Raw genomic sequence first — 12,987 nt, 5'->3', positions numbered from 1 at the left:
TGAGTCGTGGCCTCGAGGGCGGGTCACACGACATGCGCAGCACCGCACCCCGTCGCCCTCGGCGACGCGCGTGGCTGCGTTGTCGTCTCCTCCTCGCGTCCGCGGCACCGATTCGCTCGCGAGGAGAGAGCAGTGACCGACACCAGCACCGACGTGGTCGACAGTGACGTCGTCCACCCCCCTGAGGCCGCCGAAGCGACGACCGCCCGACGCGCGACGATGGCCGTGCGCAAGCGCAACGGCGACGCCGAACCCGTCGACGTGATGAAGATCGTCCGCGCCGTGGAGCGGTGGTGCGACGACCTCGCCGAGGTCGACCCCATGGCGATCGCCACCCGGACCATCAGCGGCCTCTACGACGGAGCCACCACCGCCGAGCTCGACCGACTGTCCATCCAGACGGCGGCAGAGATGACCGCGGCCGAGCCGGAGTACTCCCGGCTCGCAGCCCGGTTGTTGTCGAACTACATCGACAAGGAGGTCCGCGGGCAGCAGATCGCGTCGTTCAGCCAGGCCGTCCGCCTCGGGCACCTCGAGGGACTGATCGGTGACGAGACCGCTGCCTTCGTCGAGGCCAACGCGCGCAAGCTCGACCACGCCGTCGACGTGTCCAACGACCGGCGGTTCGAGTACTTCGGGCTGCGCACCGTCTACGACCGCTACCTGCTGCGCCACCCCGACACCCGGTTGGTCATCGAGACCCCCCAGTACTTCCTGCTCCGGGTGGCCTGCGGCCTGTCGCACACACCTCAGGAAGCGATCGCCTTCTACCAGCTGATGGCCTCGCTGGCCTACCTGCCCAGCTCTCCCACCCTGTTCAACTCCGGCACGCGGCACACCCAGATGTCCTCCTGCTACCTCGTCGACTCGCCCCAGGACGAGCTGGAGTCGATCTACGACCGTTACACCCAGGTCGCCAAGCTGTCCAAGTTCGCTGGTGGCATTGGGATCTCGTGGTCGCGGGTGCGGTCCCGTGGGGCGCTGATCCGTGGCACCAACGGTCACTCCAACGGCATCGTCCCGTGGCTGCGCACCCTCGACTCGTCGGTCTCCGCGGTCAACCAGGGCGGTCGCCGCAAGGGAGCCGCGTGCGTCTACCTCGAGCCGTGGCACCCCGACATCGAGGAGTTCCTCGAGCTGCGCGACAACACCGGCGAGGACGCCCGCCGAGCGCACAACCTCAACCTGGCCAACTGGGTCCCGGACGAGTTCATGCGCCGCGTCGAGGCCGACGAGCAGTGGAGCCTGATCGACCCGAACGAGGTGCCCGAACTCCCGGACCTGTGGGGTCCGGCCTTCGAGGCTGTGTATGCCGCGGCGGAGCGCGACGGACGCTTCGTGCGCCAGGTCAGCGCTCGCGAGCTCTACGGCAAGATGATGCGGACCCTGGCCCAGACCGGTAACGGCTGGATGACCTTCAAGGACGCCAGCAACCGGACGTGCAACCAGACCAGCGACGACCAGGTGCCCGGCGCGCCGGTCGTCCACCTCTCCAACCTGTGCACCGAGATCATCGAGGTCTCCAGCAACGACGAGACGGCCGTGTGCAACCTGGGTTCGGTCAACCTGGCCCAGCACCTGACCGGTGGTCGCGACGCAATGGACTGGGACAAGCTGCGGGCGACCGTGCGGACGGCCGTGACCTACCTGGACCGCGTCATCGACATCAACTACTACCCGTCCGCCGAGTCCGCGGCGTCCAACCCGAGATGGCGGCCCGTGGGCCTGGGCGTCATGGGCCTGCAGGACGTGCTGTTCGCGTTGCGGCTGCCGTTCGACTCGTCCGAGGCGCAGGAGCTGTCCACCCGCATAGCGGAGGAGGTCTACCTGTCGGCACTGGAGCAGTCCGCGGAGCTGGCGGGCGAGCACGGCCCGCACCCGGCATACCAGCAGACGCGCGCGGCGCGCGGTGATCTGCAACCCGACCTCTGGGGTGTCACGCCGACTCAGACCCGGCGCTGGGAGTCGGTGCGGAACGCCATCAAGGAGAATGGACTTCGCAACTCGCTGCTCATCGCCATCGCGCCCACGGCAACCATCGCCTCGATCGCGGGCGCCTACGAGTGCATCGAGCCACAGGTGTCCAACCTGTTCAAGCGCGAGACACTCTCGGGGGAGTTCCTCCAGGTCAACACCGCCCTCGTGCGCGAGCTCAAGGCACGCGGGCTCTGGACCCCCGAGGTGCGCGAGGCGATCAAGCGCAGTGACGGCTCGGTCCAGGGCATCACGTCGATCCCTGCAGACGTACGGCTGTTGTTCCGCACCGCGTGGGAGCTGCCTCAGAAGTCCCTCATCGACATCGCGGCTGCCCGCCAGCCCTACATCGACCAGAGCCAGTCGCTCAACCTGTTCCTCGCCTCGCCGACGATCGGGAAGCTGAGCTCGATGTACCTCTACGCGTGGAAGGCCGGCCTGAAGACGACCTACTACCTGCGGTCCCGCCCAGCCACCCGCATCCAGCAGGCGACCATCTCCGTCGCCGCGCCCATCCCGACCGTCCCCGACGAGGAAGCCGTCGCGTGCTCCCTCGAGAACCCCGAGAGCTGCGAGGCCTGCCAGTGAGCATCGACCAGACCACCACCGACACGACCGTCGCGACCGACCACTCGGCCACGCGGATGCTCCTCGACCCGGGGATGAACCTGACGTTGCGGCCGATGCGCTACCCGCACTTCTACGAGCGCTACCGCGACGCCATCAAGAACACCTGGACCGTCGAGGAGGTCGACCTGCACACGGACCTCAAGGACCTCCAGCGCCTCACCGACGCCGAGCGACACCTCGTAGGGCGGCTGGTGGCGTTCTTCGCCACCGGCGACACGATCGTGGCCAACAACCTGGTGCTCAACCTCTACCAGCACATCAACTCCCCCGAGGGGCGGCTCTACCTCAGCCGCCAGCTGTTCGAGGAAGCCGTGCACGTGCAGTTCTACCTGACCCTGCTCGACACCTACGTGCCCAACGAGCAGCAGCGCCAGGAGGCCTTCGCCGCGGTCGACAACATCCCGTCCATCAAGGACAAGGCCGACTTCTGCTTCCGCTGGATCGACTCGGTGTTCGACCTCGACAAGCTGGAGACCAGGGAGCACCGACGGGCCTTCCTGCTCAACGTGATCTGCTTCGCCGCCTGCATCGAGGGGCTGTTCTTCTACGGCGCCTTCGCCTACGTCTACTTCCTGCGGTCGCGCGGCCTGCTCAACGGGCTGGCGAGCGGCACCAACTGGGTGTTCCGCGACGAGTCGATGCACATGGCGTTCGCGTTCGACGTCGTCGAGACGGTGCGGCGCGAGGAGCCGGACCTCTTCGACGACGACCTCGCCGCACAGGTGCGGGCGATGATGCGCGACGCCGTCGACGCCGAGGCGCAGTTCGCCGAGGACCTGCTCGGTGGAGGCGTGGCCGGCCTGTCCGTCACCGACATGCGCACCTACCTCGAGTCGGTCGCCGACCGGCGGCTCGAACAGCTCGGGCTCGACCCGGAGTACGGCTCGAAGAACCCGCTGGCGTTCATGGAGCTGCAGGACGTCCAGGAGCTGTCGAACTTCTTCGAGCGTCGCGTCTCGGCCTACCAGGTCGGGGTGTCCGGCTCGGTCGCCTTCAACGAGGAGTTCTAGGAGGGGGCCGCCAGGGCTGGCWCACCACCAGCCCTGGCGGCGGGCCCAGCGCAGCAGCCACAGGCTGATCGAGGCCATCACCACGAGGACGATGATCAGCTGCGTCCAGTGGGTCTGGTTGTTGACGATGACGTTCATGCCGTAGACCGACGCGATGGCGGTGACGGGCAAGGTGATCGCCGCGATGACCGCGAGGCGTTCCATCGCGACGGTCATCTTGGTCGTGACCCGGGTCTGGTAGAGCTCGATCACGCCGAACAGGAACTGGCTCTCACCGTCAGCGAGGCTGCGGACCCGGTCGAACTGCTCGGACAGGTCGCGGGCGTGCCGCCGTGACTCGTCGCTGGCGAACCGCTCGAGCGAGGCCAGCCGCCCGTAGACCTCGTGGGCCTGCCCAGCCTGGGTTCGGGAGATGAGCAGCTCGTGGCGCAGCAGGAACAGCTCCTCGAGCAGCTCCTCGGGCTGGTGGAAGTCCGAACCCATCACCCGCATCTCCAGGGCCGGGAGCCGGCCTGCGACAGACTTGACCGCCGCGCTCTGCCGACGGGCCACCGCAGACCCGATTGCATAGGACAGCTCGCTCGGGGTCCTGGGGCGGAACCGTCCGGCCTCGATGCGTTCCCGGACGGTCCTGGTCTCCTCGGTGGCGTCGAACAGGGAGACCGCGGGATTGCGCGGACCGTGCACGGTCACGAGGTAGCGGGTGCCGACCAGCTGGTCGAGCTCGAGCATGTGCACGTGCCCGCCCTCGCCGGCCAGGGGCGTGTGCACGATGACGAAGGTGTGCTCCTCGTAGCCGTGCACGGAGGGGACGAAGTTCCGCTCACGACAGGCCTTCACGACCATGGGGTGCGCATGGAACCGCTCGCGCAGCACCGCCTCCGCGGCGTCGTCGAACTCGGGGACGTCCACCCAGACGAACCCGTCGTCGCGCTGCAGCAGGGCGTCGACCTGGGCGACGTCGTGCTCCTCGAGCCCGGCCTCCGACACCCAGCAGGTGCCGATCATGGTGGTGTGTCTCGACCCGTGGCTGGCGAGCGTCCGGCCTCAGCCGGTGAAGCTCGTCTCCAGGGTGATCGGGATCTTGAGGGCCTGGCTCACCGGGCAGTTGGCCTTGGCGTCCTGGGCCGCCTCCTCGAACTGCTCGGCGGTGATGCCGGGGACGTTCCCGACGACCGACAGCGCGCTCCCGGTGATGCCGGTGCCCGGCTGGAACGTCACGGTGGCCGTGGTGTCCAGCGACGTCGGGGGGTTGCCACCCTTGGCGAGCACGTTGGACAGGGCCATCGAGAAGCACGTCGAGTGCGCGGCGGCGATGAGCTCCTCGGGGCTCGTCTTGCCGTTCGCCTCCTCGGCGCGGGAGGGCCATGACACGGCATACGTCCCGATCCCGGAGGACTGGAGCTCGACCTGGCCCGAGCCCTCCATGAGTGAGCCTTCCCAGTGGGCGGACGCGGTGCGGGTGGTGGCCATGGGCACTCCTTGCTGAGCGGACGTGGGACGACTACCTGCCCAATCTAGGCGCTCGACCCACAACCGCAACGGGCAGGGACGAAGGACCCTGTGGCGTCGACCGTCCGGGAGCCACTCTGGAGTACCAAGCAGTAGACCCCTGACATCCATCGAAAGAGGCAAACATGCTGGTCCGTGAGCTGGTGACCCGAGACGTGGTCTCGGTGCTGGACGGCTCGGCGCTCGACGCGGCTGTGCGCGTCCTGGCCGAGCACCACGTCTCCGCCCTGCCCGTCGTGGACGCCGCAGGCCGGGTCGTCGGCATCCTCAGCGAGGCCGACATCCTGCGGCTCCACGTCGCGACCGACCCGCGGGCGCACCTCCGGCCCGTCGATGACGGCCGGCCCGAGCCGTGGCCATCCGCCGTCCACGAGGTGATGAGCGCCGACCCCCTGGTTGCCCACGAGGCGAGCGACGTGTCGGAGGTTGCGCGGATCCTGGCAGACACCGGGTGGAAGAGCCTTCCGGTGGTGGGTGAGCACGGCGAGCTCACGGGCATGGTCAGCCGCAGCGATGTCATCCGGGCCCTGGCCACGCGTGACGCCGACATCTGGTTGCGGGTCGTCCGCGACGTGGCGGAGCTGGACCGGCCTGCCTGGGAGGTGTCGGTGGCTCGTGGGGTGGTGACTGTCACCGGGGTGCTGGGCCGGAGCGACGCGCGACTCGCAGCGTCCGTCGTGGCGACAGGTCCGGGGGTCCGGGACGTGGTCGTGGAGGTCGAGACGGACCCAGGGGATCGACGGGCCGACGAACACCGGTCGGGGTAACGCCTGCCACCCTACGATGGGGCGTGTGGCAGACCAGGAGACGCAACCGGCGCAGGGGCCTGGCACCATCGCGCGGCTCTCCGGGCTCGACCTCGACGACCTGATCGCCGAGCTGAGGTCCCGGGCCGGCAGCGCGCGGACGGCGCAGCAGCGGCTCGAGGCCCTGCTCGATGCCGTGGTGGCGGTGACCTCGGACCTGGAGCTTGCAGCGGTCCTGCGGCGGATCGTGGAGTCTGCCTGCCAGCTGGTCGACGCCACCTATGGCGCCATGGGGGTGCTCGGCCCCAACGGGGAAGAGCTCATCGAGTTCGTCACCCACGGCATCTCGGACGAGGACAGGGCGGCCATCGGTCCACTTCCGCACGGCCGGGGCCTGCTCGGGATGATCATCACGAGCCCCCACCCCCAGCGGGTCGACCGCATCAGCGACCACCCGGACTCCTACGGCTTCCCCGCCAACCATCCCGAGATGACGAGCTTCCTCGGGGCGCCGGTGCGGATCCGCAAGGAGGTCTTCGGCAACCTGTACCTCACCGACAAGCGCAACGCGGAGCGCTTCAGCGAGGACGACGAGACGATCCTCACCGCCCTCGCCGCAGCAGCCGGGGTGGCGATCGACAACGCACGGCTCTACCACCGCAGCGTCACGCAGCAACACTGGGGCGAGGCCACCCGCGACCTCGTGTCAGCCCTGCTGGCAGGCGGGTCGGAGGCCGATGTCCTCGCGGACGCCGTCGATCGCGTCCTCGTCCTCACTGGTGCCGAGGGCGCGCTGATCGCCCAGCCCACCGGTCGCGACCTGGTTGTCGTGGCGTCGGCGGGACCCAAGGCGGCCGGGGTCGGCACGATCCTGGATGACGCGGAGACCCGCGCCACCCTGACCGCGGCGCCCAGCGAACCCGACCCGGCGGCGGACCACGTCGTCGTGCCCCTCTCGACGGGCGGACCGCAGGCCTTGGGGGTGATGGTCGTCCACGGGCTGCCTGTCGAGCTCGGTGGCATCTCGGCACCCCTCCTCGACTTCGCCCAGCGACTGGCAGTGGGCCTCACCGCAGCCAGTGCGCAACGCGAGAAGTCGCGCATTGACCTCCTCGAGGACCGCGACCGGATCGCCCGGGACATGCACGACCACGTCATCCAACGGCTGTTCGCCACAGGCATGTCGTTGCAGTCCGCGAGTCGCCTGACCAGCGAACCGACTGCCCGCGAACGCATCGAGACGGCAGTGGACGAGGTCGACGCCGTCATCAAGGACATCAGGCACACGATCTTTGCGCTCAACCGCGCCCCTGACGCCCGCAGTCTTGCGGCCGAGGTCACCACCATCTGCGAGGGCGCGGCCGTGAGCCTGGGCTTCGCGCCGTCCTTCACCATGCGTGGGAGCGTCGCCGACGTTCCTGAGCACATCGCGGCCGACCTGTTGGCGGTTGTGAGGGAGGGGCTCAGCAACGTCGCGCGGCACGCCCGGGCCAGCCAGGCCGAGGTCGTCATCGAGGTGTCCGACACAGTGCTGGTGCGGGTCCGGGATGACGGCGTCGGGCTGCCGTCGGACGCCAACCGGTCCGGGCTCGACAACCTCGCGCGCCGGGCGCACGGCCGCGGGGGCCGCTTCGAGCTCGCTCCGGTCGCCACCGGCGGCACGGTGCTCGACTGGGAGGTCCCACTCCTGTCGGAGGGCTGAACCGACGCAGGGACCTTCGCCCCTGTCTTCACCGGTGCGCCGGGCGCATTCTCGGTGCATGACGTCTCACCTCGACAGCCCACCCAGGACCGGTCGCGCCCTTCCGTCCACCGGACTCGTCGGTGCCCCGGTCATCGTCGGGTTCGACGAGAGCGCCGCGTCCGTGGCGGCGGTTCAATGGGCTGCGACGGAAGCCGCACGGCTCGGGTCGGAGCTCATCGTCCTCAGCGCCTCCGATCCACCAGTCCAGACGCCAGTGGGCGCCGGTGTGATCCGCCCGGTGCCCGACCTGTGGAGCCTCAGTCGGGCGGCGGCCGCACGGGGCGTGGACCTTGCCCGGTCGTGCAACCCCGACGGTGCCATCGGGGCCGTGGGGGTCGTCGGCGGTCCTGCCGGCGAGCTGGTCGCACGGTCCAGCGAGGCCGGGCTCGTGGTGGTCGGGCGAAACCGGCGAAGCGCCCTCCAGGCAGCCGTCCTCGGGTCCGTCTCCTTCGCCGTGGCCCTGCACGCCCGGTGCCCCGTGGTCGTGGTGGGCGAGGGCGCGGAGAGACACCCGGGCACATCGTGGCCGGTTGTCGTCGGTATCGACGGGTCCCGTCCGGCACTGGCCGCGGTGGCCCTCGCCGTCGAGTTCGCCCGCAGGTGGCAGGCACCGCTGCACGTCGTGAGCGCTTGGCGCGCGCCATCGGTCACGGCGTGGCCCGACGGACCGGACGACGTGTCCTTCTCGTCATCGGCGCAGCCGTGGGTGTCGGTGGCGCACGCAGCCGTCGACGAGGCCATCGCGCAGGTACGCTCCGTCGACCCCGACCTGACGGTCACGGGGTCCGTCATCGAGGGGCGCGCCGACGACGTCCTCGTCGAGCAGTCCCGTCGTGCGGGCCTGGTGGTCATCGGGAGTCGCGGGAAGGGCGGTTTCGCGGGCCTCATGGTGGGCTCGGTGAGCCACGGCGTGATGCGTCGCTCGGCCAGCCCCGTGGTGGTCGTGCGTCGGGGTTCCCTGTGATCCGGCCCGATGGCCTGAGCGCCGCTACCGTGTGGACGTGGCGTCCCCCTCCGTCGACTGCGCGCATCGGTAGGCTCGTGGACGAGAGGGAGTGATCAGTGGTGGGCATCACCGTGTTCTTGCTCGACGACCACGAAGTCGTGCGACGTGGCCTGCGCGAGCTGATCGAGGTGGAGGACGACCTGGAGATCGTGGGTGAGTCGGGGTCGGCGCACGAGGCCAGCCGCCGCATCCCCGCCCTCCGACCCGATGTCATGGTCCTTGACGGGCGGCTCCCAGACGGCTCGGGGATCGACGTGTGCCGCGACGTCAGGTCCGTCGACCCGAGCATCCGCGCGATCATCCTCACGTCCTACGACGACGAGCAGGCGCTGACCGCCGCAGTGGCGGCCGGAGCGGCCGGCTACGTGCTCAAGGACGTCCGCGGTGCCGACCTGGTCACGTCCATCCGGCGGGTCGCCGCGGGGGAGTCCCTCCTGGCCCCCGACGTCGTTGAGCGGCTCCGTCAGGCCTGGGGACACGAGCAGCCGGCCGATCCGCGGCTGGCGGCCCTCACCCCGCAGGAACGCCGCATCCTCGACTGCATCGCGCAGGGCCTGACCAACCGGCAGATCGGTGACTCGCTGTCACTGGCCGAGAAGACGGTGAAGAACTACGTCACCTCGGTGCTCGCCAAGCTCGGGATGGAGCGCCGCACTCAGGCTGCGGTCTACATCGCCGGGCAGGGAGTCAGACCAGCTCGCGACCAGTGATGCTCTGGGTGCGCACCCTCACCCAGGTGCTGGGTCCCTCGTGGGATGGCACCCACGGCATGCGGGCCACCGAGTCCAGTCGTCGCACGTCCGCTTCGTCTTCGACGAGCATGGCCGTTCCCTGGACCAGGACGCTCCAACCCTTGTGGGTGGCTGCATCGAACCAGTCGACCTCGAAGGCCACGACGTCCCGGTCGATGGCGACCTGGAGCTTGGAGTCACCCGCGGTGCGGAAGCAGACGTCCACCCCGTCGAGGGTGTGCACGACTGGCAGGATGGCCAGCTCTCCGTCGAGGTGGAAGGCGAGGCGACCGACGGGGACCTGTGCCAGTCGTGAGAGGCACTGCTCGAGGTCGAGGACCTCGAGGCCCGTGTGGTCAGTGGGCCTGACGACGTCGGACATCACGGTGCGTCTGCTGGGGGTGGACGACATGGCTCCTCCTCGGCTCGGGCCGGCCGGCCGCTGGCCTCTGCCTTTAGGGTTGTCCGGCGAAGTGGCCGGCGACAGGGACCTTGGACCCTGACCACGGCATACCCGGGCGCGTCACTGTGGACCCATGGACACGCACCGCGACGACACGCACCGCACCTCGCTCCACACGTACGAGCAGCACGAGCAGCCCGGGGAGAGCCCGGCGGAGGTGCTCACGGTGGCCCAGTGCTGGGCCAGGCTCCGGCAGGGGGTGGTCGGGCGCGCGGCGGTCATCCACGACCGACGTCCCGACATCTTCCCGGTCAACTACGCCGTCGACCACGGGTCGCTGGTCTTCCGCACCGGGTCCGGCACTCTCTTCACCTCATCCGACGGCGCCTTCGTCGCCTTCGAGGTGGACGGCTACGACACGAGTGACGCGACGGCGTGGAGCGTCGTCGTGCGTGGAGTCGCCCATGAGGTCTACGACCTCGACGACGCGCTGGACGCGCTCCGCCTGCCGCTGTACCCGTGGCACGACGCTCCCAAGCCGCGGATCATGCGGATCCACCCGGACTCGGTGTCCGGACGTCGGTTCGCCGTGCGGGGTGGGCACGTCTCCGCCGACCCTCCGCACACGAGGCAAGACGAGTGACCCGCGGCCAACTCAAACCCGCCCCGAGATGACGGGACCTTAGGCCCTGATCCGACGCACTCAGCCACGCGAAAGTTGTTCTGTCAGAACCAATACCACGGTGCCAAGCACCACTGGAGGAATCACCACCATGCGACGACGCACACTCGACGCCTTGCTCACGACCGGCGGTCTCATCGTCGCCGCGGTCCTCCTGGTTGCCGGGGGACTGATGACGTGGGCGAGCAGCTTCGTGGACAACGAGGTCCACTCCCAGCTGGCGGCCCAGCACATCAACTTCCCCGCCAAGGGCAGCGAGCAGCTCAACGACCCGCTGGTCAAGCCCTACCTCGAGCAGTACGCCGGCCAGCAGCTCACCACGGGTGCGCAGGCAAAGGCCTATGCGGACCACTTCATCAAGGTCCACCTCAACGAGTCGACCGGTGGCAAGACCTACTCCGAGCTGAGCGCCGCGGCCCGCGCCAACCCTGACGACCCGAAAGCCAAGGCCATGGTCGACCTGGCCTTCAAGGGCGAGACCCTGCGCGGCCTGCTGCTCAATGCCTACGCCTTCGGCACCATGGGCAAGATCGCGATGTATGCCGCGTGGGCCGCCTTCCTCGGCGCGGCGGCGATGATCGCCCTGGCCCTCCTCGGCTTCATGCACCTGCGCCGGGTACCGGTCGAGGAAGAGGTCGGTGTCGGCTCGCGCCGCACCGCGCCGAAGCCCGCGATCGCCTAGCCCGACCGGTCAAGGACCAGAGCCCCCGTTCCCCCGGAACGGGGGCTCTGTCGTGCCCGGCCGTCTGACCCGGCTACACCGAGTCAGAACGCGGTGTAGCCGCCGTCGGCCACGAGTACGGACCCGGTGACGAACGAGGACGCGTCGCTGGCCAGGAAGATCACCGCCGGGGCGAGCTCATCGACGGTGCCGTAGCGCTGCATGGGGGCGTCGTCGATCCAGTGCTGACGGAACTGCGGGTCGTCGACGGGGGACATGTCCGTCTTGATGTAGCCGGGGGCCAGGGCGTTCACGCGCACCCCGTGTGGAGCCCACTCGGCGGCCAGGCTGCGCGTGAGGTGGTGCACGGCCGCCTTGGAGGCGTTGTAGGCCGGCTGCCACTGCGGCCGGTTGACGATGAACCCCGACATCGAGCCGATGTTGACGATCGACCCGGAGCGCTGCGAGACGAACTGTCGGCCAAAGATCTGCGAGCACGTCCACACCGCGTCGAGGTTGACGGCCATGACCGCACGCCAGTCCTCCGGCGTCACGTCGAGGGCCGGCGCGTGGACGCAGGCGCCGGCGTTGTTGACCAAGACGTCGACCCGGCCGTGGAGGGACAGGGTCGAGTCCAGGACGCGCTGCACGTCCTCGGCCACAGTCACGTCGGCCGCCACGAAGTCTGCCCGGATGTCGTTGCCTCGCAACGAGTCCAGCACATCTTCAGCCGCCGCGGTGTCTCGTCCGACCAGCATGACGGAGGCGCCTGCGTCGCCGAGGGCCTGGGCGAACCCGGCGCCCAGGCCTCGGGTCGCGCCGGTGACGACGGCGACCCGATCAGCCAGGGAGAAGCGGTCGAGTGCATTCATCCGACCAATCTAGATCTCGGGTAACACACGCGACACCGGTGGCCGCACGGCATACCCGCGCAGCGATCACCGCGGACCGGCGCTGGCTCACCGACCTGTCCTGCTAGGGCGCGAGGAACTGCACGCGGGTGTTGTCGGAGAACCGCACGACGAGGGTCGCGCTGCCCTGGTGGTACGGACATGGGGTGACTCGCTCGGTGCAGGGCACGAGGAACATCCGGTCGCCGTTCTGCACCAGCAGCCGCAGACCGCGGTACCGGTACCGGAAGGTCTGCCCCTCCTCCGTCTGCAGGGCCGCCTCGGAGACGTCGGCATTGCGCAGGTAGAGCCGTTCGCGGGTGTCGAGGACGACCCTCGGCAGCTCGTTGAGCCGACCGGCCTGCTCCTGGCCCAGCCCCGTGCCCGACCACTGCGCGAGCGTCGCGTTCGTCCAGAAGACCGCGGCGGCGACTGTGAGCCACAGGGCGACACGCAGGCGGACCGTGCCGTGCCGCTGCCCCATGGCGTATGCCGTGATGCCGGCTCCCAGCGCGAGGAGGACGGGGGCGACGAGCGGGTAGTAGGTCCACCGTCCGGAGACGGGGTACGAGAACAGCACCACCAGCCCGACGCCGAGGATGGTCGTGCCCACGATGAGAGTGGCCCGGGCGTGTCCGGTCAGTCGGGGCCCGAGCCAACGGTTGACGGCGACGCCACCCGCCACGAGGAGGAACAGGACGAGCACCGGCACCAGCAGCGGCTGAGGGCTGCGCATGACGAAGGCCTGCGTCGACAGGCCGATGGTGTCGACGTCCAGGCCGAAGTAGAGGTACTGCGCCCGCGTCGAGACGTATCCGAAGTAGAAGAGCAACGCACTGAGCGCGGTCGCGGGAGCCACGATGTTGCCCGCGAAGCTGTAGACCCGGTCCCACGACAGCCTGGAGGTGCTGGCGGAGGTGTCAGGACTGGCGACGGTGCTGGGGCTCCCGGGAGCGTCGTCGTCCTGCGCCCCCGGTCGGCTGGGCTCGGTTGCCATC

At 69.5% G+C, this 12,987-nt stretch carries 12 protein-coding genes and 1 pseudogene; 8 read left to right on the top strand and 5 right to left on the bottom strand.

Annotated elements, in window-relative coordinates:
• Positions 1-132: 132 nt before the first annotated feature.
• Positions 133-2,562 carry a ribonucleoside-diphosphate reductase subunit alpha gene (locus tag AC1DXJ_RS02530; RefSeq protein WP_477632205.1) on the top strand — a complete coding sequence of 810 codons (2,430 nt, stop codon included), beginning with the start codon at positions 133-135 and terminating at the stop codon, positions 2,560-2,562.
• Entirely contained in the window at positions 2,559-3,614 is a 1,056-nt protein-coding gene (locus AC1DXJ_RS02525) for a ribonucleotide-diphosphate reductase subunit beta (protein ID WP_477636291.1), read from the top strand. Before AC1DXJ_RS02530 ends, AC1DXJ_RS02525 begins: the two co-directional genes overlap by 4 nt.
• Before the next feature lie 96 nt (positions 3,615-3,710).
• Here the strand turns inward: AC1DXJ_RS02525 and AC1DXJ_RS02520 are convergent.
• Positions 3,711-4,622 (bottom strand): annotated as a pseudogene (locus AC1DXJ_RS02520) (CorA family divalent cation transporter); the annotation flags it as partial.
• A gap of 39 nt (positions 4,623-4,661) precedes the next feature.
• Positions 4,662-5,087: an OsmC family protein gene (locus AC1DXJ_RS02515; RefSeq protein WP_477613060.1), complete on the bottom strand. Its 426-nt coding sequence runs from the start codon at positions 5,085-5,087 to the stop codon at positions 4,662-4,664.
• Positions 5,088-5,251: 164 nt separating this feature from the next.
• On the opposite strand from AC1DXJ_RS02515, the gene AC1DXJ_RS02510 reads away from it, so the two are divergent.
• The 4 genes from AC1DXJ_RS02510 (at position 5,252) to AC1DXJ_RS02495 (ending at position 9,332) form a co-directional block, all read left to right on the top strand.
• Positions 5,252-5,893 (top strand): CBS domain-containing protein, encoded by a 642-nt coding sequence (locus AC1DXJ_RS02510; RefSeq protein WP_477632203.1) that lies wholly within the window; start codon positions 5,252-5,254, stop codon positions 5,891-5,893.
• A 25-nt stretch (positions 5,894-5,918) separates the two neighbouring features.
• Positions 5,919-7,574 carry a GAF domain-containing sensor histidine kinase gene (locus tag AC1DXJ_RS02505; RefSeq protein ID WP_477613058.1) on the top strand — a complete coding sequence of 552 codons (1,656 nt, stop codon included), beginning with the start codon at positions 5,919-5,921 and terminating at the stop codon, positions 7,572-7,574.
• Between the two features lie 58 nt (positions 7,575-7,632).
• Complete coding sequence (locus AC1DXJ_RS02500) at positions 7,633-8,580, top strand: universal stress protein (RefSeq protein ID WP_477613057.1); 948 nt, start codon at positions 7,633-7,635, stop codon at positions 8,578-8,580.
• Between the two features lie 98 nt (positions 8,581-8,678).
• Positions 8,679-9,332, top strand: a complete 654-nt coding sequence (locus AC1DXJ_RS02495) for a response regulator (protein ID WP_477613056.1) — start codon at positions 8,679-8,681, stop codon at positions 9,330-9,332.
• On the opposite strand, the gene AC1DXJ_RS02490 is transcribed toward AC1DXJ_RS02495, so the two are convergent.
• A complete protein-coding gene (locus tag AC1DXJ_RS02490) occupies positions 9,310-9,765 on the bottom strand; it encodes a pyridoxamine 5'-phosphate oxidase family protein (RefSeq protein WP_477632202.1) in 456 nt (151 codons plus the stop codon). The two genes, AC1DXJ_RS02495 and AC1DXJ_RS02490, sit on opposite strands and share 23 nt — an antisense overlap.
• 124 nt (positions 9,766-9,889) lie before the next feature.
• Here AC1DXJ_RS02490 and AC1DXJ_RS02485 point away from each other — a divergent pair, with 124 nt between their 5' ends.
• The gene (locus AC1DXJ_RS02485; protein WP_477632201.1) at positions 9,890-10,399 is read left to right on the top strand and encodes a pyridoxamine 5'-phosphate oxidase family protein; all 510 of its coding nucleotides are present in this window, start codon (positions 9,890-9,892) and stop codon (positions 10,397-10,399) included.
• Between the two features lie 130 nt (positions 10,400-10,529).
• The gene (locus AC1DXJ_RS02480; RefSeq protein WP_477632200.1) at positions 10,530-11,120 is read left to right on the top strand and encodes a hypothetical protein; all 591 of its coding nucleotides are present in this window, start codon (positions 10,530-10,532) and stop codon (positions 11,118-11,120) included.
• An 83-nt stretch (positions 11,121-11,203) separates the two neighbouring features.
• Here the strand turns inward: AC1DXJ_RS02480 and AC1DXJ_RS02475 are convergent, their stop codons facing one another.
• The gene (locus AC1DXJ_RS02475) at positions 11,204-11,971 is read right to left on the bottom strand and encodes an SDR family NAD(P)-dependent oxidoreductase (protein WP_477613052.1); all 768 of its coding nucleotides are present in this window, start codon (positions 11,969-11,971) and stop codon (positions 11,204-11,206) included.
• A gap of 103 nt (positions 11,972-12,074) precedes the next feature.
• Positions 12,075-12,986, bottom strand: a complete 912-nt coding sequence (locus AC1DXJ_RS02470; RefSeq protein ID WP_477632199.1) for a hypothetical protein — start codon at positions 12,984-12,986, stop codon at positions 12,075-12,077.
• Position 12,987: the final 1 nt, after the last annotated feature.

Source organism: Pedococcus sp. P2_D9 (genome assembly GCF_056404275.1).
The sequence above is the reverse complement of the archived record's forward strand: the minus strand, read 5'-3'. Positions and strand labels throughout refer to the sequence as shown.

Excerpts from the sequence above, each read along its gene's own strand:
- AC1DXJ_RS02475 (WP_477613052.1), bottom strand. The coding sequence starts at position 11,971 with ATGAATGCACTCGACCGCTTCTCCCTGGCTGATCGGGTCGCCGTCGTC.
- AC1DXJ_RS02510 (WP_477632203.1), top strand. The coding sequence starts at position 5,252 with ATGCTGGTCCGTGAGCTGGTGACCCGAGACGTGGTCTCGGTGCTGGAC.
- AC1DXJ_RS02515 (WP_477613060.1), bottom strand. The coding sequence starts at position 5,087 with ATGGCCACCACCCGCACCGCGTCCGCCCACTGGGAAGGCTCACTCATG.
- AC1DXJ_RS02500 (WP_477613057.1), top strand. The coding sequence starts at position 7,633 with ATGACGTCTCACCTCGACAGCCCACCCAGGACCGGTCGCGCCCTTCCG.
- AC1DXJ_RS02490 (WP_477632202.1), bottom strand. The coding sequence starts at position 9,765 with ATGTCGTCCACCCCCAGCAGACGCACCGTGATGTCCGACGTCGTCAGG.
- AC1DXJ_RS02470 (WP_477632199.1), bottom strand. The coding sequence starts at position 12,986 with ATGGCAACCGAGCCCAGCCGACCGGGGGCGCAGGACGACGACGCTCCC.
- AC1DXJ_RS02485 (WP_477632201.1), top strand. The coding sequence starts at position 9,890 with ATGGACACGCACCGCGACGACACGCACCGCACCTCGCTCCACACGTAC.
- AC1DXJ_RS02480 (WP_477632200.1), top strand. The coding sequence starts at position 10,530 with ATGCGACGACGCACACTCGACGCCTTGCTCACGACCGGCGGTCTCATC.